We start from the raw sequence: 22,120 nt of genomic DNA, 5'->3' as shown, positions 1-22,120 counted from the left end.
TCCGTCCGATTCCGTACTCGACATACTTATTAAGTATTTAAAACCCCGTATATGGTGGTAGATGGCCGTTTCAACCCCGATATTGGGGAACAGTATATATTATATATGTCACTACGATGCCTCTGTTGAGATGGGAAGCATCATGTCACAAGACCTCAGCAGGCGGAAGATGGTTGCAGCGCTCGGGATCGGAGCGGTCGGCGCGGTGGCCGGCTGTATCGGCGCGCCGGTGAACGCGGAAACGCCCCCACCGGAGGACCCGAACGAAGAAGTCGTCCCCGAACTGGACCCTGTACGTGACGTCCACGTCGACCGGATCGCGGCCGATCCGACCGACGTCCCGGCGCCTGTGAACTGGGACGAGCCGCGCGAACACGACGTCACTCTTCGAACAAAGGAGCTTGTCGCGGAGGTTGAGCCCGGAGTCACGTTCAAGTACATGACCTTCGAGGGACAGGTTCCCGGGCCGATGATCCGCGTCCGGCGGGGCGACACCGTCAACCTCCGGTTCGAGGTCCCGGCCGACGACAACAGCGACATCCACAACGTCGACTTCCACGCCGTGTACGGCCCTGGTGGCGGGGCCGTCGACACGACGCTGGTGCCCGGTGACGACGCGGCGGAACTGAGCTTCCGCGCCGAGTTCCCCGGCCTGTTCACCTACCACTGCGCGGTGCCGGCGATGGACCACCACGTCAGCTCCGGGATGTTCGGCGCGATCCTCGTCGAGCCAGAGGCGGGACTGCCCGCGGTGGACCGCGAGCTCTACCTCGGTCAGCACGAGCTGTACACCAAAGGCGACCTCGGCGAGAAGGGCCACCACGCCTTCGATCACGGTGCGATGCTCGCCGAAGATCCGACGTACGTCGTGTTCAACGGCGAACACCACGGCTTCACCGAGGATCGGCTCGGACCGATCGGCGCCGAGGTGGGCGAGACCGTTCGCGTGTTCTTTGTGAACGGCGGCCCGAACCAGTCCAGCTCGTGGCACCCGATCGGCAACGTCTGGTCGCGGCTGTACCGCGACGGCGACCTCGTCTCCCCGCCAGCGCGATACGTCGAGACCACGCCGGTCGCGCCCGGCACGGCGACCGTCGGAGAGATGGAACTCGCGGTCCCGGGCCCGATCAAGATCGTCGACCACGCGCTCTCACGGGCCGGACGCCGCGGCGCACTCGCGGTCGTCGACGTCGAGGGGGAGCCGAATCCGGACGTGTACGATCCCGGATCCGACGAGTAGGTTCGGATAATTCGTTGGGTTTTGTTTCCAAGAAGCTTGTCCGATGTCTTGATTCAGGACGGTCGAATGAAGAGGATATTCGTGGGCTCAGTTGTCAACAGAGGAGTTTCGGCTCTGACATCCCGTCTTTGTCGGCGAACATGTTCGGACTAATTCCCATTAAACAGGGTTTGTCCGGTCCCCTATTTACATGAACTGGCTAGCGCGTACATGGTTGGTGACGAGACTGGACGATCCCAGAGTGATGTTGCACGGCGGCGATTTCTCGCGGCCGTGGGTATCACCGGTACCGCGGCGTTCGCGGGCTGTTCCGCGAAAAGTATCGGCGCTCCGGTAGCTGCGGGCGACTCAGAAGACGCCGAAGGAGTGTCCGACGGGACCCATTCCTCACCGGATCTCGAACGGTGGGTCGACGAAATACCTCGTCCGGGTGTTATCGAACCGAGCGGAACGAAAGATGGCCAGCCTCATTACGAGGTGGAGATGGCCGAGATCGAACAGAAGCTCCACCGCGACCTTCCGCCGACGACCCTGTGGGGCTACGGCGGGCAGTTTCCCGGCCCGACGATCGAAGCCGAACAGGGCGAACCGATTTACGTTCGGTGGCAGAATCACCTCCCGGACGAACACCTGCTCCCGGAGGATCCGACGATCCACGGCGATATTATCCCGTACGACGAGCCGGGTGCCCGCGTCGTCCCGCACCTCCACGGTGGCAATGTCGAACACGAGAGCGACGGGAAACCGCAGGCGTGGTTCACCCGCAACTTCGAGCGGACGGGCCCCGACTTCGAGAAGAAGGACTACTACTACGCGAACGACCAGCCGCCCGCAACACTGTGGTACCACGATCATTCGCTCGGCATCACGCGACTGAATGTCTACGCCGGCCTCGCGGGGTTCTATCTGATCCGGAACGACCACGAACGAGAGCTCGATCTTCCGACGGGCGACAACGAAATCCCACTCGTGTTGCAGGACCGGAGTTTCAACGAGGACGGCTCGTTATACTACCCGACGGACGTCCCAGCGACAGAAGAGGATGAAAACGATTCACATCCCGACCCAAGCATCGTTCCGCAGTTCTACGGTGACACGTCGACGGTCAACGGGAAGGCGTGGCCCCGACTGTCCGTCGATCCCGAACAGTATCGGTTCCGCCTGCTCAACGGGGCCAACAGCCGATACTACAACCTCAAGCTGCTCGAATACGACGATGAATCGGGCGACACGGGTGAGGCGGGGCCGCCGTTCGTCCAGATCGGGAACGACGGCGGGCTCCTCTCGAAACCGGTCGAGACCGCTGACCGTCTCGAACTCGGATCGAGTCAGCGCGCGGATGTCGTCGTCGACTTCAGCGAGTACGCGGGCGAGACCCTGCTCCTGCATAATAACGCCCCGGCGAAGTATCGCGGGACGAGCGGAATCGGGCCGGAGGACTCCGAACCCCTCCCGGAGGTCATGCTTATCGACGTGGCAGCCGCGGAGAGCGAGCAGGAGCCAACGCAACTCCCAGACGAACTGACGCAGGTCCCCGAGATTCCGATCGAATCCGTCGACACCGAACGCTTCCTCACGCTCGCCCGACAAACGGACGAGTACGATCGGCCCCTCTACGCACTCGGGACTCGCAACGAAAAGATCGGGTACGAACTCACGGACCCGGTCACCGAGACCCCGACGCTTGGGGACACCGAGATCTGGAGTCTCGCCAACTTCACGGGGATGTCCCACCCGATACACCTCCACCTCGTTCACTTCCAGGTGTTGGGACGGCAGTCGGCTGCTGATTACGATCCCGCCGAAGACGACATCGATCTGGACGCGCTCGATGCCCCCGAGTCGTACGAACTCGGGTGGAACGACGTGGTCACCGTCGACCCAGGTAATGTGGTACACGTGATCGCACACTTCGGGGAGTTCAAGGGGCTGTTCTCCGATCAGACAGGCGATTACATGTGGCATTGTCACATGATCGAACACGAGGACCACGACATGATGCGACCGTTCAAGGTTCGATCGCCCGATGACGAGGGTGGAAGCGAGTAGTCGTCGACGGGGGGCGTTCTGACGGGAACATGTTCGTCCCAACCCGATTACCGCTCCGTGCCGCAGGTTGAGTTGCATGAATTTAGGCCAACCTAAAAACCATCGAGCGGGCAAATCGTCCATCGCCGGCGCCCGAGCGGCGGTCCGGACAAACGACCGCGGCGCCTGCCGAACGGGTGATCCGGTATGACGGCCGTTGACTTCGACGCGGAACGGACGTACGACGACGAGAAGTTCTCGACAGTCGAAGTATTTCGGAGCGAACAGATGAAAGTCGTCTGCGGCTATTTCGAACCGGGACAGTTTATCCCGGTTCACGCTCCATCAAGTGACGTGGTGATCGATGTCCGTTCCGGCACCGGGCTCATCCGCGACGGGGATGCGGAACACCGCGTCGAACCAGGAGATGTCGTGACCGTCGGAGCGGACACCGACCGCGGTGTCAAGGCCGACGACGACTCGCGGCTCGAAGCGCTGCTCGTCACCGCTCCACCGCCGACCGACGCCGAACACGAACCGGTCCGCCGAGGACTCCGAACCGACGAATTCGATCCGACCGATACATGACGACGATACACACCCTCAACGAACTGGACGGACAGCCCCACGCCAACGTCTTCCCCGACGCTGAACCGAAGACGATCAGACTCACTCTCGACGCGGGCGGCGAAGTCGCTCCTCACTCGCATCCCGACCGCAAAATCGTGTTCCATCTCATCGAGGGGGCGATCGAGTTGGAACTCGACGGCGAGACACATGAGCTGTCGGCAGGCGACGTGGCTTGCTTCGACGGGGACCAGAGATTGCTCCCCATGCCGTCGAGGATAGCACTGCACTAATCGTCTTGGCGTCTCGGTCAGACGAGTAGCCAGAGGAGAGTGGTACTGCCTCTGTACACGGAAGACTACCTCTGGTGAAACCTCGGTCTTCAGACGCACTATGGTAAGGAACTACCGGTCGCTGAAGACTGCAACCTTGGTCTCAGAGGGAAAATGCGTCGCGTCTGCCTCTAGATCGCCAAGGCAGAACGCTTGCTCCAGTATCTCAACTACATCTGATCCGTGATGCTATGGAACTTTCCCCGAGCAGAGACACCTAACTTCCGCTGAAATCTCCACTTTTCGAACTTATACTAGAGGCGCGACGAAGAACACTTTATTCCGCTGTCTGCGACTACTCCGGTGCTACAACATCTTCACACACTGGACACTCGGCCCACACGCCCTTGGTGCCGTCGTCCTTCTCATATTCAACAAGAATCCACGCCTCCGAGATGTCCTCACCACATTCCGGGCAATGACCGAGAGATGATTCGTCAGCGGTCATGGAAAGGGATGGAAGAGGCGTGTGACAGTATTCCTTCCAAACAATTGTCAATCGGCCTTGAACGTAAGCCTTTGGCGGCTACTCGGGTCGAACGCACCGAATTTCTAGGGAATACAGATCACCAGTAGGATTAACTCACAACCACCAGAACTCTGGATCCCATGAGTGTCCGCACAGTACTTACACGGCTACTACTCGGTGACAAGACTGAGGTAGTCGTGGAGAGCCGCCAGTGCGGTGAGAATCTTTCATCGGGGGCAGATGAGTGTCCCACATGTGGGTCGGATGAAATAGAGCGCCTCCAGATTTGAGTAGACTACCGCGGTTGGGATACATCGGTTAATGTCGTCAATCAGGAGAATTTGCGTGGCTGCGAGACTCTTCTCGAAACCGTTTCCACCAGTGACGTGAATGGACAAACGTGACGTACCTCCGTTTGATCCTAGTTTACCTGAATTGAGCCGCTAAGGCCCCTTCCTCAACGAGCGACCGGAGGGAGCGAGTAGGGAGGGGATACAGCGCCGCACGATTCTCAGACACGTTCGACGCTCGGACCACAGGGCCACCGCCACATTTATGTTGAAATTAAGTGTAAACACAGGCGATGGATAAACACGAAATCGAAGGCCACGAAGTCATCGACGGGACGGCCAAAGCCACCGGCAACGGCGCTCACGTCCTTGTCCCGAAACGATGGCGTGGCGCGGACGTGAAAGTCGTCAGAACTACCGACCCCGACGAGTAGCACCACCCGATGAACTACAACTACAGGTATCGACTTCGACCGTCCGACGCCCTCGAAGAACAGTTAGCGTGGACTGTCGATACCTGTAGACAGGTCTACAACCACTTCCTCCACCGCCTGAATCGGAACGACGACACCTCGTCGTACTCTGAACAGAAACTCCTGCCGAGTCTCAAGAAGTGGTGGAGCGACCTAAAAACCGTTCACTCGAAGGTGCTACAGAAGGTCGTTCAGCGGTTGTACGACAACCTCTCGACACTCCAGGGCCGGAAAGAGAACGGCTACCGCGTTGGGACGCTCAAGTGGAAAGTACCGGGTGAGTACCGCAGTTTCACCTACAGTCAATCCGGCTTCAAGCTCAAGAACACGAGCGGTCGGACCCGACTGTGGCTCTCGAAGCTCGGAGAAATCCCCATCACCTTCCACCGCGACCTCCCCGACGACGCCGAAATCAAGACCGTCACCGTCAAACGCGAACCGACCGGTAAGTGGTACGCCATCCTCGGTGTCGAAACCCCAAACAACCCACCGGAGAAGCCGGAGAATCCCGAGAAGTGCGTTGGCATCGACGTGGGGATTCTCAAGTACGCCCACGACACGGACGGAACCGCCGTCGAATCTCTCGACCTGTCCGCCGAGCGGGAGCGGTTGGAACGCGCCCAACGCAACCTCTCGCGGAAACAGCACCGGTCTGCGAATTGGGAGAAACAGCGCCGAGTTGTGGCCGAACGCTACGCCGAGTTGAAGAACAAGCGCCGCGACTTTCTTCACAAACTCTCGAACTACTATGCCCGCGAATACGACCTCGTGGCCGTAGAGGATTTGGACGCAAAGGGGTTGGTCGAGCTACCGGGCAACTCTCGGAACCGCGCAGGTGCAGCGTGGGGGACGTTCCTGCGGATGCTGGAGTACAAGTGTAAACGCGAAGGGACACACTTCGTCGCTGTGAACCCGAGAGGGACGACGAAAGAGTGCGCGTCCTGCGGCGTTTCAACCGAGAAGCCGTTGTGGATCCGGGAACACTCGTGCCCGGCGTGTGGGTTTGAAGCGGATAGGGACGCGAACGCGGCGTGGAACATTCTTTCTCGCGGTATCAGGAAGCGGTTAGGAGCGGGACGCTCCGAATCAACGCCTGTGGAGACTGCGCTCCCTGTGGATACCTCGGTATCTGCAAAGTGCGTCGTTGAAACAGGAAGCCCCACCCTCAAGGAGCGAACGGCGTCAGCCGTGAGCGAGTAGGGTGGGGTAGTTCACTAGAAGTACCCCGTTTAGATAAGACGATTTGATACGGCCGAGTTGACCGAGAAGATCATGTCGATCGTGCCCTGAACACACTCGCGATGAGGTACGCGTACCCGAACGCACCAAAGAGCGTGAGCCAACGGCCGAGAGTGATCGCTTGTGTCGAAAGAGACGCCGTCGAGGAATTGAAGACGGCGATCACAGCGGCACCGAGGATCTCAATCCCGAGTCCGCAAGCGAGCGCAGCGATCGCTACGCTCGCGGAACGGTTCGACGACCCGGGAAACGCGCCCAGCCGCGGCGGATAGAACTGAAACGATGTTCCGACGATCATCAGGCCGAGAAAGCCGAGCAGGTTGACTCGGAGGTGGGTCTCGATCAACGCCGGAGACGTTCCGCCGACTGCGAAGAGACCGCCGAAAAGGACGCCGATGACGCCGAACGTCGCGCTTGGGAGAAGGGCGTACAATCCGATTCGGCGTTTGTCGGACTGGAACCACATTCCGAAGACGACGAGCGCGAAGCCGACCATCGCGATCACCATCAGAGCGGCACCGAGTGGGAGCAATCGTTCGTCGACGAACCCGCCGGCGATGATCCCGGGGCAGTCGCGGCAACGGGTAGGACAAGGGCGGCCGACGATCGGGTCGGATGTGCGCCGAGGAACCGCGGAAGCAGTCGAAAGCCGAGCGTGACCACGAGCAACGTCGCAGCCCCGGCGGCCAAGAGATGCGTTGCGGCAGCCTGGACGCCGATCAGCGGCGGGAGTTCGCTGGCCTGTCCGGCGACGTTCTCGTAGCTACCGGCGAGGAGATACAGGAGAACGATCGGGACGAAGCGATTCGCGAATCGGTCGAGCGGCCGTCGGTCGGCGTTGTGATCCCCGGTTCCAGTCGTCCCGCGTCGGAGTGGTCCGGCGATCGTCAGTACGATTGATCCGACGAACACGGCGACGCCGACCGCCCAGAGCACACCGCCGAGAACGCCGAGGTCGACACGGAAGCGACGAACGAGAAGCGGGTCGAGCGCGAAACACGCAGTCCCCATAACGATGAAGGGAAACTGGACCATCGGGGCGTGTTCGAAGACGAGATCAGCGTCGAAGTACGCCGGCACGAGGGCGTAGGATTTGCCGAAGATGACGTGGAACACGAACCCGAACACGCCCAACGCCACCGTCGTGCGTCGCGGGAGGCCAGCAACAGTGGCAACCTGCCAACAACAGAGTGCGATCACCCCGATGAGAACGTATCGACGCGACCAGCGTGAGATTTCAGCGGCCATGGTTCACTTCTGCTATTCTCGAGGTACTTGATCTGTTCTGTCAATTGCCCGTTACTCGTCGGCAACCGATTTTGTCCGAACGTAGTATGGCCCATCCCAATTTCGGACCCACTCCGGAGCAGCAGGGTGCGATTGTAACTGATTCGCCTCGTACGATTCGTCCGGGAACACAGTTCCCTCCTCGTCAGTTCCGTCCTCCCAGGGTATTTCGAACGTTACTGGTTCCCGATTTTTGGCGGGAGTCAGTTGTTTGTCTGCCCCATCGTCTAGGTGGTACGGTCCGTCGACCCATTCTTGTGGATTGAATGTGACTGCTATATCTGATTTTGTATTTGTCATGGTAATCGATATTCCGGTGTGTTCTCATATTCTCGCAGAAAGACCGAAAAGGGATAGGATGACTCTCACTCCGTGGGATACGAAGCGGCACTCATCTCCAAATCCACGTGAGAGTCTCCGTTCGCCTCCGATCTGACGAACCGATATCCACTGAGATCGGGGTACGAAGACGAATCCATTTCCCCGGTGACAGCGAATGGTGAATATGGCACAGGCTCGACTCAACGTTGATCTCCCAGACGGACCGTGGGTCGGTGAGGTCTCTCGGGACTTCCCGGAAGCACGGATTCAGGTACTCAGTGCGACCCCCGGAGACGGTGCGGGGTTCGCGCTCGTGAAGATCACCGCTGACGATATTGATGAAATTCTGGACGCGATAACGGTCCACGACACGATCGAGGAAGTCTCGGTAATGGCGTTGAGTGACGGGGTTGCCACCGTCCAAGTCGAGGCACATGCAACCGCTGTTGATGGCGGCTGCACGGCAGGCCGGCATCCCGATCGAGATGCCCGTTGAGATCGAGAACGGAGTGGCCCGAATCGACGTCACCGGCGCCCACGAGCGCATCGCCGACTTCGGGAAGATGCTTCGAGGCGTCGGTGCGGAGTTCGATGTCGAGTACGTTCAACAGCGGCTGAACCCGGCTGAATCGCTCACCGAGCGGCAGCGAGAGCTGTTGTTCGAGGCGGTCGAACGCGGTTACTACGACGTGCCACGCACCTGTACGTTGACAGAGGTCGCCGAACACGTCGGGATCGCGAAATCCACGTGCAGCGAGACACTCCAACGCGTGGAACGAACGATCGTCCGGGAGTTCGTCGACGATCTCCCTCGAAATCCGCTCGAATTCGATCCCGGCACAGACACCGATACGTAGAGCGTCGGTCTCAACGATTCGTGACGAATGGGAGGTCGTCGGGATTGCACCCGTGACCCCCGACCTGGCTCTCCGCAAAGCGGAACGTAGCGAACATGTTCGCACAGACATGGAGGCGTGTCCGTCTCATACATATTCTCATGTCCACACGGAACCAGCAATCAGACCGCGAACGTACCACGGCTGCCTCCGAAACCAACGAGTTGGCACCCTCATTTCTCGATGAGGAGCATGATGCGTCGTGGTCCGCAAACCTCGAACAGGAACGGTACGCTGACGATCGAGAGACGCTAATCGAGCACGCCCTTGCGGCGATCAATCAGACGGAACCTGACTACCACGTCAACCTCGTCACGCATCCGAACCACGGCACTCCCGAGGAGTACCTTGAGGCGCCGATCCACGACCACTACCCGGACGCAGAGACCAGCGTCGTCGATCAGTGCGGTTGTGGCGGCTACGTGTATCGCGTCCAGCAGTGAGTTGTGAAAAAAGCTCCTCAGAAAGACCTCTCGACTTACATGCGTTTACTGGGCCACGACATCCGGCTTGAGCGCACCGACTTCATCGAGGATCGCGTCGACGTCGTCCTCGGTGACACCGTTCTCTCTGAGCGCTTCGGCGAGGTATGTCGCAACGCGACCGAAGGCTTCCCCGGTGATTCCCATTCCCTCGTGAGCAGCCTGCATATCGGCGCCGTCGTATGATACCGGGCCGCCTGCTACGGCACTTATGAATTGTACTTGGTGAGCGTACAGCGCATCACGGTCGATATCTTCGAAATACGGCTGAAGAAGTGAATCTGAGAAGACACGATCATAAAAATCGGCCACGACAGATTCGACAGCTTCATTTCCGCCGATCCTTGCGTAGATTGTTTGCGTTTTCGCCACTACTGTCACTTAATATCTCAAGAATAAGACTGCTCCGAAAGAACATGTTCGGTGAATGTCTTCCGGGATGTGGTTAGGTGTGATCTCGTAACGGTACCCATTTACCATCCGCCCGGCCAAAATCCGACAATACGGTGGGATCGACCCCCACTTTGAGCGACTGAAATGACCAATTCATCCGGAATCGACGACCGGTCTACCTCTGTTAACAGGGAGACACTCGCTGCCTCTCTCGGTAGCGCTCTCAAGATACTCGACCCGGCATACTTCGGATTCGTCATGTCGACTGGGATCGTCTCAATTTCCTTCTTCGAGCTGGGTATCACAATTATCGCGCGGCCGCTAGCGGTGTTCAACGTCGCCTGTTACGCGTTGTTGCTTGCGCTGTTCGCAGTTCGAGCTGCGGCCTTTCCCAAACGCACGCTCGCCGATCTACGGAACCGAGACCGACACTGGGGCACGCTGACCTTCATTGTTGCCACGAATACCATCGGGGTTCAGTTTCTGCTGTTCTTCGATATTGTCGCGGTGGCGGCCGCGATGTGGGGCGTGACCGTCGTCGCCACGCCACTGCTGCTGTACTACCTGTTTGTAACCGAGATCATCGGCACGGGAAAGGCGGGTGTGAGCGAGCGGATCGACGGCGCCTTCTTGCTCGTGATCGTCTGGATGCAGTCGCTCGCAGTCCTCGGCGGGTTGCTTGCTGAACCGCTGGCAGGGTACGGAAACGTAGTCGTCCTGTTGAGCATGAGCTACTTCGGCTCTGGGTATGTCCTCTACTTCGTCGTCGTTACTGTCGTCAGCTATCGACTCCTCGATGGCCCCATCCGCCCGGACGATTGGACCGGCCCGTATTGGATCACGATGGGCGCGGCGGCGATCACGACGCTCGCGGGGACGACGCTCGGCCCGGGGCTGGTGGCGTTTCAAGGCTGGGAACCGTATCCACCAGTGATAGTCGGCGTAACGTTCCTCGCGTGGGCGATCGCCTCTTGGTGGATCCCCCTGCTGCTCGCGATTGACGTCTGGAAGTTCCTCACCGATGGGGTCGACGGCCGACCGCCAATTTGGGTGATTGTGGCCCCGTGGTTGCGGCTCGGATTCGGTAGGGGGGTTCACACGTACTCGCCGACTGCGTGGGGGCGGGTGTTCCCGATGGGGATGTACACGGCGTGTACGCTGAATCTCGCCGGGATTGGAACCTTCGGACTGCTTTCCGTCGTGCCTGTGTACTGGAGTTGGTTTGCGCTGGTGGTGTGGGCGCTGACGCTTGTCGGAATGGCACGGGCACTCGGACGGGTGTTTTTCAGCATCGATCCGACGGAGGAACCGGCTCGGGAGTCCGTGTGACGGACGCTATCTCGGGTAGAAGAGAGCGGTCACCCGATGGTCTCGTAGCGTTTTCGCCGGCTGGAAATAGTAAGGCTAAGACCTCGTCATCAGGGCGGAGAGAAGATAACTCTACGTGAATGGCACCCTTCATGCCGACCACCTCATGCGGTGTACAGACGTACGTATAGGTGCCAGACCATTCGTCTTTAGTTAAGCTTGAGAGTGATACAATTCTCAAAAGTATGCTTGTCAGTATTAGAGGCGGGAGAAGATACAGATGAGACACCAGTACTGGCGAGATCGAGCGATAAGTAACCATCACAAACGCCCTTCTATTGCCGTAGCTGGTGTGGCTAGGCCGTATTTGGGCGAAAACCACGGCTACCGAGTATTACTGATAGTATTAACTAAAGACGGATGGGGTGTCAGTTTGCGTGATCGATGTACTGGTTTTCCCACTCTACTCGGGCCTCGATCTCTCGAGTTCCTCGACGAGTGGTGGTATACTCGTTAGTTCGTCGATCACGCTGACTTTTTTCGACCAGCCCCTTCTCGACAAGTGTGTCGAGATTTGGATACAGCCGCCCGTGATGGATCTCTTTTTCGTAGTAGTCTTCGAGTTCGTCTTTGATTGCGAGCCCGTGTGGGTCCTCAAGCCCGGCAATAACATACAGGAGATCGCGCTGAAAGCCAGTGAGATCGTACATCGTTCGCGTCTCGAGTTATATTCATGAAATACTATCGATTTCTGGTATATCGGAAGTAACGAACCATCTGGGGAAGATCTGTTGTGTTTGGTACAGGCGTGAACTAGCGATAAGAGAGAGAGAAGAGTCTGATAGACAACAGACGTACCAACTCGTCACGAGCGTGGTGGAATCCGAATTTCGTCACCAACCTCATACAGATACCCCTTCAGGAGTAGCTGTTTGATTATATCGCGTCCGTCGGCAGGCTTGATTCCGTGATCTTCGAGGTATGTGATAGCTATCTCACGCGTAAGCGGGTTGGTATCGCCCAGTTCTTCGAGATATGCCTCAAGATGATTGAGGACATTTTCTTCAGCTGGTGCGATGGGCCGCCGCGAATTCGCCATTGCCAGTACCTATGAAACGCAGATAGTAGGACATTGGGATCATCGCCAGACCCCCACCTCCACACCGGTTTTCCAGTGTTCTCACTAGATTTCACGACTCTGTAATTTCGGTACACGGTGGCGGATTTCACGGGTATCGGACGCTCCGGCGAAGGTTATAAACGGTGTCTTTCAGCAGCATTTCGCGGAACTTTAGTGACGGTGTCGCGTTGGTAGCGGGTGCGGGGTCGGGGATCGGCAGAGCGACTGCGGAGCGATTCGCCGACGAGGGAGCCGATGTCGTTGTCGTGGATATCGACGACGAGGCTGGCGGAGAGACAGTCAGCCGCATCGAAAACGACGGCGGGAACGCAACGTTCGTCCGCACTGATGTCAGCGACTCCACTGAGGTCAAGGCGATGATTGAGCGTGCGCTTGAAGAGTATGGCCGCCTCGATTTCGCAGTGAACAACGTCGCCACCGGAGCCGATCCCGCGCCAGTAACCGACATCTCCGAGCAGGATTGGGACCGCGTCACCAGCATCTCCCAGAAAGGCGTGTGGCTCGGGCTGAAACATGAGATACCGGCTCTTCTGGACTCCGGTGGCGGGGCTATCGTCAACACTGCCTCACACGCCGGGATACGGGGCAGTCCCGGTCGGACGCCCTACAGCGCGAGCAAACACGGCGTTGTCGGGCTCACGCGGTCGGTCACGCTCGAATTCGCCGCAGACGGTATCAGAGTTAATGCAGTCTGTCCGACAATCGTTAACACACGTGCCCTCCAGTCGATGTCTCCCGAGGAGCAGGATGAAGTCACCGCCGGCGTGCCGATGGGTCGACCGGCCGATCCCGCCGAAGTGGCGAGCGTGATCGTGTGGCTCTGCTCGGACGACGCTTCGTTCGTCACTGGGCACGCGCTTCCCGTCGATGGTGGCCAGACGCAGCGGTGAGTGACGGATCCAGCCGGTCACGAGAGTCGGTACTGTCCGTCGTGCAACTGTTTGAACTCGTCGAGGAGATCCGGCGGAGGGCTAACTGAGGGGTAGTTTTCGTCGGTTGTTGTTCTAAACCAGCAGGGTGGTCGTCGAACCACACCTACGAGCATGCCTCCGGGGAAACATCTACGAAATCACGCTGCGAGCGCCGCAACGTACGTCTCCTCAAGGAGCTCAGTCATGGTGATAATTTCTTCCCGGACGTCCGATGCCCAGTGTAGTCACACTCCGTGGTGAATTGCTTGGATGTCAAACCACGTGGCTTTCACCTACACCGTTTGTAATAATCTGCGTCTTTGGGCTTGTGAACATAATTGGCTCACCGTGAACGTCCTCCGGTTCTGATTCAGGGCGACCACTCCCCCATAGCGGATGACTTACGGGGAGCGCTCACCGAAAGAGTAATAGAGCGAATGGAATGGATACGGAAACTCCGGAACTCGCCAGCAACAGCCGTGATTTTCGCGAGTACGCTCGTCGCTGTCATGGGTGTCTCACTCATCAGCCCTGTACTCCCAGCGGTCCAGGAGGCATGGAACATTTCGGAGGCACAGGCCAGCCTCTTGCTGTCGGCGTTCACGCTCCCCGGGATCTTTCTCACTCTCCCGATTGGACTGCTAACTGACCGCATCGGTCGAAAACCGATTCTAATCCCGGCGCTTGTTGTCTTCGGACTCAGTGGGGGCGGTATCATCTTCATTTCCGACTTCACCCTGATCTTGGTCCTGCGAGCCATCCAAGGGGCGGCGAGTAGTGCGATTGCGATGCTCACGGTCACGCTCCTCGGCGACCTCTATTCCGGTGAACAACGACGAGTGCTAATTGGGACCAACGCGGCGATTCTCGCGGTGGGTGCTGCTGGCTATCCGTTACTCGGCGGTGCGCTGGCGACAGTCGCTTGGTCGGCTCCCTTCGCGTGTTTTCTCCTCGCGCTGCTCGTCGCTGTACCCGGCATAACCTTGCTCGAGGAGCCACAGCGCGACGAGAACAATACGAATTCGAGTATCCGTGCATTCCTCACCGGACCCACATCGATGACCCCCTTCGTCGTGCTCTATCTCGCTATCTTCGGTATTTTCGTCATCCTCTACGGCGCGCAACTCACCGCCGTTCCATTCCTGCTCGCCAACGAATATCACCTCTCATCAGCGAGTATCGGCCTTCTCGTGGGATTACCCGCGGTTACGATGGGAGCGACAGCAATGCAAGGTGATCGCGTGCTTCGGTCGCTCACGAGCTTCCAATCGATCGCGCTCGGATTCGTGAGTTACGGGATCGGACTCGTCGGCGTCGCCGTCGCAGACTCTATATACGTAGTTGCTGGTGCACTCCTTCTATTCGGACTTGGTCAAGGACTTGCAGAGCCGATTACGGATACGGCACTCAACGAACGAGCACCGGACGAATTCCGCGGGAGCATTATGAGTATTCGGACAAGTGTTCTCAGACTCGGCACGACGGTCGGTCCGCCGCTTAGTGTCGGGGCTCGGCAGCACTGTTCGGCTATCGTCAAACCCTGTTAGTGTCTGGTGCCGCTGCCTTCTTGATCGGAGTAACGTGGTTTACGGTGAGACGTCAGTGAACACTCAAAGTCAGCTAACAGATTGGAGACGGAATGTGTTCATTGGTGGGTATCCAGAATTCGACGTACGGTGACCTCGGCAAGCTGTGTGAACCCCACTGTATCCGGCATAACATCAACAGCGATCCCATGCTTGTCGACAGCACGTTTTGTTGTGCTCCTATCGCTCCAACAATCGTCTCCTCTAGCTCGCGTTGGAGTGCAGCGACAGCGTCACGTTCAGTCGCAATTTGAACGAAGTGCTCTATCGTCTTTGGCGAGGTGAACAGTATACCGTCCAGCTTACCGTCTACCGCAAGTGAAACCGACTGTCCCGCAGTCTCCGGTCGTTTCAGGCGATATAAGGCTGTTTCGCTGACAATTCCACCAGCTGCTTCCAGTCCTTCAACAAGTACTTCGCTGCCGTGTGCAACTCCGAGCAAGTTCAACGGTTTGGCCCTCGACTTCAGTAGATAACTCGTCGACGAGTCCTGTGGATGTGAACGTCGATGGAACGATATCGACTGAATAGCCCCGATTCGCATAATGCGGTTGCAGTCTGATCTCCGACAGCACAAACAGTGGTGCCTCGTTGTTTCCATCCCGCTGTCGCAGCTAGATCGACACCGGTCTCGCTTGTGAAGATACAGTAGTCCGCATGTTGGGGGAACCTGACCGGTCGGTGTGATTGCCAGCATTGGGTCTGGAATCGGGGATACATCGAGTGACTGGAGATACTCGACCGCCTCAACGATACGGCTGTCGTCGGGTCGGAGAACAGCCACCGTCGGCTGGGACATATTGAACAGTTAGCTGATGCTGGACTTGTGTGTATCGAGAATCGGCGACCCGTCTCGAACGATTCAAACCGGCATCCTGCTAATTGCCGGTATGGACGAGGAGTCTCACGACCACGTTGTTCCGGGAAGTGCTGAAGAGTTGACCACGCCAGACGTGCAGGGCTACGACTTCCGTGGCGAATTCGATTTTCAGGAGATGCTGGAAGCGTATGCAACGACGGGCTTTCAGGCGACGCAACTCGCAGAGGCCATCGACATCGCCGAGCAAATGCGAAGACGCCGATGCCACGATCTATCTCACATGCACGTCGAATATCATTTCGTCGGGATTGCGTGAAGTCGTCGCCTACCTCGTTCGTGAAGGGTACGTCGACGTGCTTATCACGACCGCGGGATCGCTGGCGGAGGATGTTATCAAAACGGCGAAGCCGTTCAAAATGGGAGAGTGGGATGCGGATGAAGCAGTTCTCCGGGAACAGGGAATCAACCGTCTTGGGAATCTGTTCGTCCCTTCCAACCGTTACGTTTGGTTGGAGGAGTACCTATACGACTTCTTCGAGGAGTTCTTCGCTGAGGAAAAGGTTCGGACGCCGACATCGTTTGCCCGAGAGTTAGGGGAGACACTCGACGATCAGGATTCGGTTCTGAAACAAGCAGCGGACAATGATGTTCCCGTCTACTGTCCGGCACTGACGGATTCCGAGGTTGGGAATTTTCTCTACTATTACCGACAGGGGTACGATTCGGAGGTCGGAATCGAGATTCTCGACGATTACGACTCGCTCATTGAGGACGGAATGCTCGCCGATACGACGGGTCTGATCGCAGTTGGAGGTGGCGTGCCGAAACACCACGCGATTATGACGAACTTGTTCCGCGGTGGGGCCGATTACGTCGTCTATATCTCGACCGGTATGGAAGGGGATGGGTCACTCTCTGGCGCACCCCCGAACGAGGCAGTATCGTGGGGGAAGATCAAAGATGATGACCGGACAAATTATACGCAGGTCGAAGCAGAGGCGACGCTCGTCTTCCCACTGCTCGTGGCGGGTGCTTTCAGCGAGTAGAGATGATACACCCGAACATGAACCACGCAGCCGGCTTGTTGCGTGATCAGTCACGAGACGGATGGGACTTACCAGTATCCTGTACAGTGAACCGACCGGCCATCGGTAGCAAGCCCCTGTGTCTGGATCCACTTGAGCAGTTCTTGAGAACAATATAATAAGGTGGTGGTGCGCCTGTAGGCCGAGCGTCTAACGTGTTTGATACTTGTGCGGCGCTGAATCCTTCCCTACTCGCTCGCTCCACTTGCTCGTTGAGGAAGGGGCCTTAGCGCCTCAATTCAAGTAACCAATTTCTTCCGTATTTCAAACTATTTATTGTTTTTATAGAAGATTACTTACTATCTCAGTGAAATATGCTTGGACGGCTCCGAATGTGACTCGCATGGTAGCGGCCCCAAATCCAAGAGCGATGAAACTCACCACGACAACGAGATCAGCCTTCGAATCGTTGGGACTAAGCAAGAGCGTGAGCGCCACAAGCGTCCCCGACATCGTACTGATGAAGAGCCCTGTTAGAAATGACAAACTCGTGAAAAATGGATCAGTGAAACCCATAACGGAGTACGTTGGTTCATAGATTCCGACGTAAGATAAACTGAAGCCGATGACGACGTATCCGATAAAGCAGATAGTGATGAGGATAGTCCCGGGGCTAACGAGTTGATACAGTCCAAACAGTCCCCGTTCAAACGGGGTAGTTGGCTGTCGGATCCGTCTGAGTGGGCGATAGTCCATCTCCCTACGGCCAGAGCCCCCGTACCTCGTGGGATTCAGCGATCCGTGAGAGCGCAACAATATAGGCTGCATCACGCCACGTGACATCGCGGTGCTCGTATTCGTCTGTGACTGCCTGCCAAGCGGCTTTGCATCTCCGTTTCGAGTTCGTCGTTCACCCGTTCGAGCGACCACGATCGGCGATTGATATCCTGGAGCCACTCGAAGTAGCTCACCGTGACTCCGCCAGCATTAGCGAGAATATCGGGGATAACTGCAATGTCTCGCTCTGCGAGAATCGCACTCGCCGTCGAAGTGGTGGGACCGTTTGCGCCTTCAACGACGAGGTCAGCGGCGATCGCACTCGCATTTGCTTCGGTGATCACGTTTCCGAGAGCGGCAGGGATGAGTACGTCAACATCGAGTGTGAGCAACTCATCGTTTGAGATCACGTCGTCTGCGTATTTCGTGACGGCTTCAGGCTCCTCGTCGTGTGACGGGACGGTCGCCGTCTCGATCCCGTCTGGGTCGTACATTGCGCCGTTCACGTCACTGATTGCGACGACCATTGCTCCCCACTCATCAAGCAGCCGGGCGGCGTTCGCACCGACACTCCCGTAGCCCTGGATTGCGACCGTTGTTCCCTCGAGATCGCTCCCATAATATTCGCAGGCCTGCTTGGTGATGATCGCGACACTCCGTCCAGGCGCTTCCTCACGACCTTCACTCCCCCCGATGACTGGTGGCTTCCCGGTGACGACTCCCGGTATCGTTTCACCTTCCTGCATCGAGTACGCGTCCATCAGCCACGCCATCGTCTGTGGATCAGTACCCATATCCGGCGCGGGAATATCGCGATTCGGTCCGATAACATCGCGAATTTCCTGGGCAAACCGACGAGTGAGTCGCTCTTTTTCTCCCGAACTCAACTCTTTCGGGTTGACTGCGACGCCACCCTTGGCACCCCCGAACGGGAGATCCATAACAGCGCACTTCCAGGTCATCCACATGCCGAGTCCGACACACTCGTCTCTACTCACCTCGGGGTGATACCGGAGCCCTCCTTTAAACGGGCCTCTGACACTGTCGTGTTGAGCTCGGTAGCCGGTGAACACATCGACCGTACCGTCATCGCGTTCGACTGGGACTGTTACTTCGTGGACTTTCTTCGGATATCTGAGCCGTTCGACGATACTGGGGTCGATATCCAAGTGACTGGCAGCATGATCCAACTGACGGCGGGCGGTCTCGAGTGCCGACTCAGGCTCGATTGGTTCTGCCGCCTCGTCGTCCGATCCGTTGTGGGTGCTCTCAGATTTTGATGCCATAATTATTCAAGTGACATTCGCCGGTTTCGCATCGGGCCGCCACAGTCGGGACATTGGCCTGGGCTGTCTTCTGCGATGATGATGCTGCCACACTCGAAGCACTCGTACGGGGTTTTTTCGTCTGATTCAGGGTCGACATCTATCATAGTGGGTTCACGAGTGCCAGCCGGTAATATAGGGCACTCTATGTACGTGTAATAAGTGTATAAGGGAATATTCAGCTGTTAACCACCAAACACCCTCTGAAATTTGGAGTTAGTTATTGAACTCTTCGATTCCCGAAATTGAGATATTGTGCTCCTCGAAGAGCGTTTCGAACAGTTTGCGCTGGACAGTCCGAGAGTGTTTATAAAATGCTGGAGGGGAGATTCCGAGTGTCTCCGCAACATCTTCGCCTGTGTTCTCGCGTGGTGACTCGAAGAACCCGCTGTAGTATGCCGTCTGGATCACCTCGAGTTGCCGTGAGGTCAGTTTCTCGAGGAACTTCGAGTACAAGTCGCGTTCCATGGACTGATCCAGCGTCTGCTTCGAACGGAGTTCGACGGTGGAGAACGTCTCTCGGACGAGTTGGGTGATGGTCCGGACATCGATACTGTCCGGAATATCGATGACGAGGCTTGTGGATGTCGGGTCGGCGGTTGCCTCGTGGAAGACAGCACCATGATCGGCCAGCTCGAGAGCGAGAAACGGTTGGGTAAGCCGCAACCGGAGCACACTCCCCTCACCATCCGTACTAATCTGTTGTACGTCGTCAATCCCGACCAACTGCGAGGCGGCGTCTACAACGTCAGTTACTGCTCCGTCGTCGACAGTCACAAACACGTAACTTCCCTCTGTGGATTGTTGGACTCCACCTCGATACGAGAGTGTACACGCTGCGTCTCGAGCGAGCCGTGAAAGGATAAACGCAGGATCATCGATGCCGAATTCGACCCGCGTCACCGATGTCGTGAGCAGCTGGATTCTTTCGTTCAATAGCACTGAGCGCAGACGCGATAGTTTCGCCGAGTTCAGCGAGGACAGCCTTCGTCGTGTCGTCGAACGCGTCCTGGGTCGGTGCGTAGACAGTCAACACGCCGTGCGTAAGGTCGTTGTACACGAGAGGGATGCTCAATACAGAGAGGTAGTCACGAGCCAGTGCGGCCTTCCGCCACGGCTCGTCGCGGAGACCAGCGGCGACGTTCGTCACTATCGTCACGTCGCCAGTGGCCGCGGTTTGCCCGGCTGGCTCCCCAGCTGATGCGTCGATAGCGAATGCTTGGCTATCCAGATATCCCTGTTCGCTGCCTGCCCAAGCCCGTGGTTCGACGGAGTCAGTTATCCGGTCAATCGTCCCGATCCAGGCGAATTGGAATCGGTTCTCGCCGGTCAACAGCTCACAGACAGTATGGTCGATTTCCTCCCGTGTTTCCGCTTGCACGAGAGCTTGATCCATCTCCCGGATCGTCTCGTTGATCCGATTCAGCTCGGTCAGCTGTTCGTTTTGTTCCTGTAGTGTGCGATCTTGCTTTCGAAGTCGGGACTCGCGTGTGACGCGGTCAAGGGCTGCCTCGGCGGTTGCAGCGAGAAGATCAGCCAGTTCCCGGGTTACGTCGTCGAAGACGCCGACTCGGTCCGAGCCAGCGACGAACACGCCGTGGTTACCGAGTGGAATGTAGGCTGTACTGCGGAGGTCAGTCACCCGGTTTTCGAGCCGGTCTGCCTCATGAACATCGTCAAAAAACAGCGCTTCGTCCTCGACGAAACTGTAACCCGGAAGTGTTTCGCCGTCGGCGTGTACGGTGGGGAGCGGACCGTTGAGTTCTTTCATCGTCGCCGAGTGCGCTGTGGGTCGAAGCTCGTTGGCATCAGCATCAAAGAGATAGAACGCACTTGCATCCAGATCGAGGACGACAGGTGTGTCGTCGACGACATGCTGGGCGATTTCCTGATGCGTTTCGGCGTACAGAAAATCACGGGCGGTCTCTTGGAGGGTCGCAAGCGCCTCCTCGCGTTGCTTACGTTTCGTGATATCCCGACAGCTGAAGAGAAGCGTCCCGTCTTGAATCGAGACCTCGCGAACGTTGATCAGAAGCGTGTGCTCACGACCCGCTTTGTCCGTCGCGGTCGTCTCGATGTTCTTAAGCACGCCGTCTTCTGTGAGCTCCTCACAGTCGAAGAGGTCCGTACCGAGGAGGTTGTCGATCGTCCCTTGCTCGTGAATCTCGTCGGCCGTGTAGCCGAAGATGAAGTGGACGTTGGGACAAACATAGGTGTACTCGCCGGCCTCGTTCGTGATGAGGACGGTATCGGTCATGTTGTTGAGCGTGACGCGGTGGAGCTCCTCTGATTGTCGGAGGTCGCGTTCGAGATCGACGCGCTCGGTGATGTCTACGCCCTCAACGACGATTGAAACGAGATCTCCACGCTCGTTCTCGACTGGACGCACGGAGAGATCGATGACGCGTGGATCCTCGACGTGTGGCGGCTGTGTGACGACCGCGTTGCCGAATCTCCCATCGAACGCGTTCTCCACGATTTGTTGTACGTCCGTGCTCTTCGTACCGGTCTTTGCCCACCACGGAAGCGTCCAGAACGGTTCACCGACGATCGTTTCAACATCCACATCGCTCATTTCCCGTGCTGTCTTGTTCACACGCGCAAGTGAGCCAGCAGGATCGAGCACCCACGTCGCGGTCCGCGAATCGTTGAATATGGCGTCGAACTGTCTGGCCCGGTCCCATCGCGTGGCTGTCCGCCGTGCGGATCGGACGGCACGCTCGGTTCGTTCGATGAGTTCGTCGGTCATCTCTTCTACCGGCTCCGTGAGCACGATGTAATCCGTGACACCAGCCTTGATAGCGTCGCTGGCAATAGCTTCGCTCCCAGCGGCGGTACAAAGTACGACCGGGAGCGTCGTGGTTTCGGTGCGGATCTCCTTGAGGAGTTCCAGCCCTGTTGCCCCTTCGAGCGTGTCTCCGGTGATGAGACAGTCAATGGTCCGATTTCGGACTATATCACTCGCTTCCGCCTTGGTTCCAACTGTATGTACAGTCGCGTCAGTCCGTGTCTCAAGCGTAACAGCGAATTGCGTGAGCCAGTTATTTGTTCCGACGAGTAGTACCGTCGACGAATTGAGGACTAATTGAGAAGCGACCATTATTCGATCAGTTGAATACAGGGAACGCTTCCCTCGAGCCCGGTTCGAATTCGTCCCCAATTCTGCTGCTGGCCTAGGCCAGAATGAATGTACATTGGTGGTTAACCATC

At 57.6% G+C, this 22,120-nt stretch carries 18 protein-coding genes and 5 pseudogenes; 12 read left to right on the top strand and 11 right to left on the bottom strand.

The annotated features are described in order from the left end of the window. Positions 1-169 precede the first annotated feature (169 nt). The 4 genes from nirK to ACODNG_RS16015 all read left to right on the top strand — a co-directional run bounded on the left by nirK (position 170) and on the right by ACODNG_RS16015 (position 4,128). Entirely contained in the window at positions 170-1,240 is a 1,071-nt protein-coding gene (gene nirK / locus ACODNG_RS16030) for a copper-containing nitrite reductase (RefSeq protein WP_186313446.1), read from the top strand. Between the two features lie 210 nt (positions 1,241-1,450). Then, on the top strand, positions 1,451-3,289 hold the full coding sequence (locus ACODNG_RS16025) for a multicopper oxidase family protein (RefSeq protein ID WP_144927944.1): 1,839 nt from the start codon (positions 1,451-1,453) through the stop codon (positions 3,287-3,289). A gap of 186 nt (positions 3,290-3,475) precedes the next feature. Then, entirely contained in the window at positions 3,476-3,856 is a 381-nt protein-coding gene (locus ACODNG_RS16020) for a cupin (RefSeq protein WP_095638125.1), read from the top strand. Then, positions 3,853-4,128 (top strand): cupin domain-containing protein, encoded by a 276-nt coding sequence (locus ACODNG_RS16015; protein WP_434523134.1) that lies wholly within the window; start codon positions 3,853-3,855, stop codon positions 4,126-4,128. The genes ACODNG_RS16020 and ACODNG_RS16015 overlap by 4 nt, the downstream gene beginning before the upstream one ends. A 334-nt stretch (positions 4,129-4,462) precedes the next feature. On the opposite strand, the gene ACODNG_RS16010 is transcribed toward ACODNG_RS16015, so the two are convergent. Then, positions 4,463-4,615, bottom strand: a complete 153-nt coding sequence (locus tag ACODNG_RS16010; protein WP_186313447.1) for a hypothetical protein — start codon at positions 4,613-4,615, stop codon at positions 4,463-4,465. 604 nt (positions 4,616-5,219) lie between these two features. Between ACODNG_RS16010 and ACODNG_RS16005 the strand changes: the two genes are divergently transcribed. Together ACODNG_RS16005 and ACODNG_RS16000 are read left to right on the top strand one after the other, a co-directional pair. Beyond that, positions 5,220-5,360, top strand: coding sequence for a DUF2080 family transposase-associated protein (locus ACODNG_RS16005; RefSeq protein WP_144049586.1), 141 nt, complete (start codon positions 5,220-5,222; stop codon positions 5,358-5,360). 9 nt (positions 5,361-5,369) lie between these two features. Continuing rightward, on the top strand, positions 5,370-6,599 hold the full coding sequence (locus tag ACODNG_RS16000) for an RNA-guided endonuclease InsQ/TnpB family protein (protein ID WP_144927947.1): 1,230 nt from the start codon (positions 5,370-5,372) through the stop codon (positions 6,597-6,599). A 70-nt stretch (positions 6,600-6,669) separates the two neighbouring features. Here ACODNG_RS16000 and ACODNG_RS15995 read toward each other — a convergent pair whose 3' ends face one another. Then, positions 6,670-7,146: a hypothetical protein gene (locus ACODNG_RS15995; protein ID WP_434523133.1), complete on the bottom strand. Its 477-nt coding sequence runs from the start codon at positions 7,144-7,146 to the stop codon at positions 6,670-6,672. After that, positions 7,146-7,886 carry a hypothetical protein gene (locus ACODNG_RS15990; RefSeq protein WP_434523132.1) on the bottom strand — a complete coding sequence of 247 codons (741 nt, stop codon included), beginning with the start codon at positions 7,884-7,886 and terminating at the stop codon, positions 7,146-7,148. Before ACODNG_RS15990 ends, ACODNG_RS15995 begins: the two co-directional genes overlap by 1 nt. 544 nt (positions 7,887-8,430) lie before the next feature. Between ACODNG_RS15990 and ACODNG_RS15985 the strand changes: the two are divergent. After that, a pseudogene (locus tag ACODNG_RS15985) lies at positions 8,431-9,103 on the top strand (helix-turn-helix domain-containing protein). 95 nt (positions 9,104-9,198) lie between these two features. Then, complete coding sequence (locus ACODNG_RS15980) at positions 9,199-9,585, top strand: CGCGG family putative rSAM-modified RiPP protein (protein WP_233139242.1); 387 nt, start codon at positions 9,199-9,201, stop codon at positions 9,583-9,585. Between the two features lie 45 nt (positions 9,586-9,630). Here ACODNG_RS15980 and ACODNG_RS15975 read toward each other — a convergent pair whose 3' ends face one another. Next, complete coding sequence (locus ACODNG_RS15975) at positions 9,631-9,996, bottom strand: group I truncated hemoglobin (protein WP_186313448.1); 366 nt, start codon at positions 9,994-9,996, stop codon at positions 9,631-9,633. Positions 9,997-10,161: 165 nt separating this feature from the next. Here ACODNG_RS15975 and ACODNG_RS15970 point away from each other — a divergent pair, with 165 nt between their 5' ends. Beyond that, complete coding sequence (locus tag ACODNG_RS15970; RefSeq protein WP_434523131.1) at positions 10,162-11,346, top strand: tellurite resistance/C4-dicarboxylate transporter family protein; 1,185 nt, start codon at positions 10,162-10,164, stop codon at positions 11,344-11,346. Here ACODNG_RS15970 and ACODNG_RS15965 read toward each other — a convergent pair. The 3 genes from ACODNG_RS15965 to ACODNG_RS15955 all read right to left on the bottom strand — a co-directional run bounded on the left by ACODNG_RS15965 (position 11,303) and on the right by ACODNG_RS15955 (position 12,424). After that, positions 11,303-11,647: a plastocyanin/azurin family copper-binding protein gene (locus tag ACODNG_RS15965; RefSeq protein ID WP_233139251.1), complete on the bottom strand. Its 345-nt coding sequence runs from the start codon at positions 11,645-11,647 to the stop codon at positions 11,303-11,305. The genes ACODNG_RS15970 and ACODNG_RS15965 overlap by 44 nt on opposite strands. Before the next feature lie 106 nt (positions 11,648-11,753). Beyond that, positions 11,754-12,035: a helix-turn-helix transcriptional regulator gene (locus ACODNG_RS15960; RefSeq protein ID WP_095638116.1), complete on the bottom strand. Its 282-nt coding sequence runs from the start codon at positions 12,033-12,035 to the stop codon at positions 11,754-11,756. 155 nt (positions 12,036-12,190) lie between these two features. Further along, on the bottom strand, positions 12,191-12,424 hold the full coding sequence (locus ACODNG_RS15955) for a hypothetical protein (RefSeq protein WP_095638115.1): 234 nt from the start codon (positions 12,422-12,424) through the stop codon (positions 12,191-12,193). Positions 12,425-12,633: 209 nt separating this feature from the next. Between ACODNG_RS15955 and ACODNG_RS15950 the strand changes: the two genes are divergently transcribed. Together ACODNG_RS15950 and ACODNG_RS15945 are read left to right on the top strand one after the other, a co-directional pair. Beyond that, on the top strand, positions 12,634-13,356 hold the full coding sequence (locus ACODNG_RS15950) for a glucose 1-dehydrogenase (RefSeq protein ID WP_241686139.1): 723 nt from the start codon (positions 12,634-12,636) through the stop codon (positions 13,354-13,356). 458 nt (positions 13,357-13,814) lie between these two features. Continuing rightward, positions 13,815-14,983: pseudogene (locus ACODNG_RS15945) on the top strand (MFS transporter). Positions 14,984-15,022: 39 nt separating this feature from the next. Here the strand turns inward: ACODNG_RS15945 and ACODNG_RS15940 are convergent. Then, positions 15,023-15,762 (bottom strand): annotated as a pseudogene (locus tag ACODNG_RS15940) (uroporphyrinogen-III synthase). A gap of 209 nt (positions 15,763-15,971) precedes the next feature. Here ACODNG_RS15940 and ACODNG_RS15935 point away from each other — a divergent pair. Next, entirely contained in the window at positions 15,972-16,829 is an 858-nt protein-coding gene (locus ACODNG_RS15935) for a deoxyhypusine synthase (RefSeq protein WP_434523130.1), read from the top strand. A gap of 739 nt (positions 16,830-17,568) precedes the next feature. On the opposite strand, the pseudogene gdhB reads toward ACODNG_RS15935, so the two are convergent. From gdhB to ACODNG_RS15920, 3 genes and pseudogenes are all read right to left on the bottom strand, one after another. Next, a pseudogene (gene gdhB / locus ACODNG_RS15930) lies at positions 17,569-18,871 on the bottom strand (glutamate dehydrogenase GdhB). A 2-nt stretch (positions 18,872-18,873) separates the two neighbouring features. Next, positions 18,874-19,017, bottom strand: a complete 144-nt coding sequence (locus ACODNG_RS15925) for a rubrerythrin-like domain-containing protein (protein WP_137691468.1) — start codon at positions 19,015-19,017, stop codon at positions 18,874-18,876. A 109-nt stretch (positions 19,018-19,126) separates the two neighbouring features. Next, positions 19,127-22,010, bottom strand: a pseudogene (locus ACODNG_RS15920) (bacterio-opsin activator domain-containing protein). Between the last annotated feature and the right edge of the window lie 110 nt (positions 22,011-22,120).

It is taken from the genome of Halorubrum sp. AS12 (assembly GCF_051122765.1).
Lineage (GTDB): Archaea > Halobacteriota > Halobacteria > Halobacteriales > Haloferacaceae > Halorubrum > Halorubrum trapanicum.
This window is presented reverse-complemented; position numbering and strand designations above follow the sequence as displayed.

Excerpts from the sequence above, each read along its gene's own strand:
- ACODNG_RS15925 (WP_137691468.1), bottom strand. The coding sequence starts at position 19,017 with ATGATAGATGTCGACCCTGAATCAGACGAAAAAACCCCGTACGAGTGC.
- ACODNG_RS15990 (WP_434523132.1), bottom strand. The coding sequence starts at position 7,886 with ATGGCCGCTGAAATCTCACGCTGGTCGCGTCGATACGTTCTCATCGGG.
- ACODNG_RS16025 (WP_144927944.1), top strand. The coding sequence starts at position 1,451 with ATGGTTGGTGACGAGACTGGACGATCCCAGAGTGATGTTGCACGGCGG.
- ACODNG_RS16010 (WP_186313447.1), bottom strand. The coding sequence starts at position 4,615 with ATGACCGCTGACGAATCATCTCTCGGTCATTGCCCGGAATGTGGTGAG.
- nirK (WP_186313446.1), top strand. The coding sequence starts at position 170 with ATGGTTGCAGCGCTCGGGATCGGAGCGGTCGGCGCGGTGGCCGGCTGT.
- ACODNG_RS15960 (WP_095638116.1), bottom strand. The coding sequence starts at position 12,035 with ATGTACGATCTCACTGGCTTTCAGCGCGATCTCCTGTATGTTATTGCC.
- ACODNG_RS15965 (WP_233139251.1), bottom strand. The coding sequence starts at position 11,647 with ATGGTTACTTATCGCTCGATCTCGCCAGTACTGGTGTCTCATCTGTAT.
- ACODNG_RS15970 (WP_434523131.1), top strand. The coding sequence starts at position 10,162 with ATGACCAATTCATCCGGAATCGACGACCGGTCTACCTCTGTTAACAGG.
- ACODNG_RS15995 (WP_434523133.1), bottom strand. The coding sequence starts at position 7,146 with ATGGTGATCGCGATGGTCGGCTTCGCGCTCGTCGTCTTCGGAATGTGG.
- ACODNG_RS16015 (WP_434523134.1), top strand. The coding sequence starts at position 3,853 with ATGACGACGATACACACCCTCAACGAACTGGACGGACAGCCCCACGCC.
- ACODNG_RS15955 (WP_095638115.1), bottom strand. The coding sequence starts at position 12,424 with ATGGCGAATTCGCGGCGGCCCATCGCACCAGCTGAAGAAAATGTCCTC.
- ACODNG_RS16005 (WP_144049586.1), top strand. The coding sequence starts at position 5,220 with ATGGATAAACACGAAATCGAAGGCCACGAAGTCATCGACGGGACGGCC.
- ACODNG_RS16000 (WP_144927947.1), top strand. The coding sequence starts at position 5,370 with ATGAACTACAACTACAGGTATCGACTTCGACCGTCCGACGCCCTCGAA.
- ACODNG_RS16020 (WP_095638125.1), top strand. The coding sequence starts at position 3,476 with ATGACGGCCGTTGACTTCGACGCGGAACGGACGTACGACGACGAGAAG.
- ACODNG_RS15980 (WP_233139242.1), top strand. The coding sequence starts at position 9,199 with ATGTTCGCACAGACATGGAGGCGTGTCCGTCTCATACATATTCTCATG.
- ACODNG_RS15935 (WP_434523130.1), top strand. The coding sequence starts at position 15,972 with ATGCAACGACGGGCTTTCAGGCGACGCAACTCGCAGAGGCCATCGACA.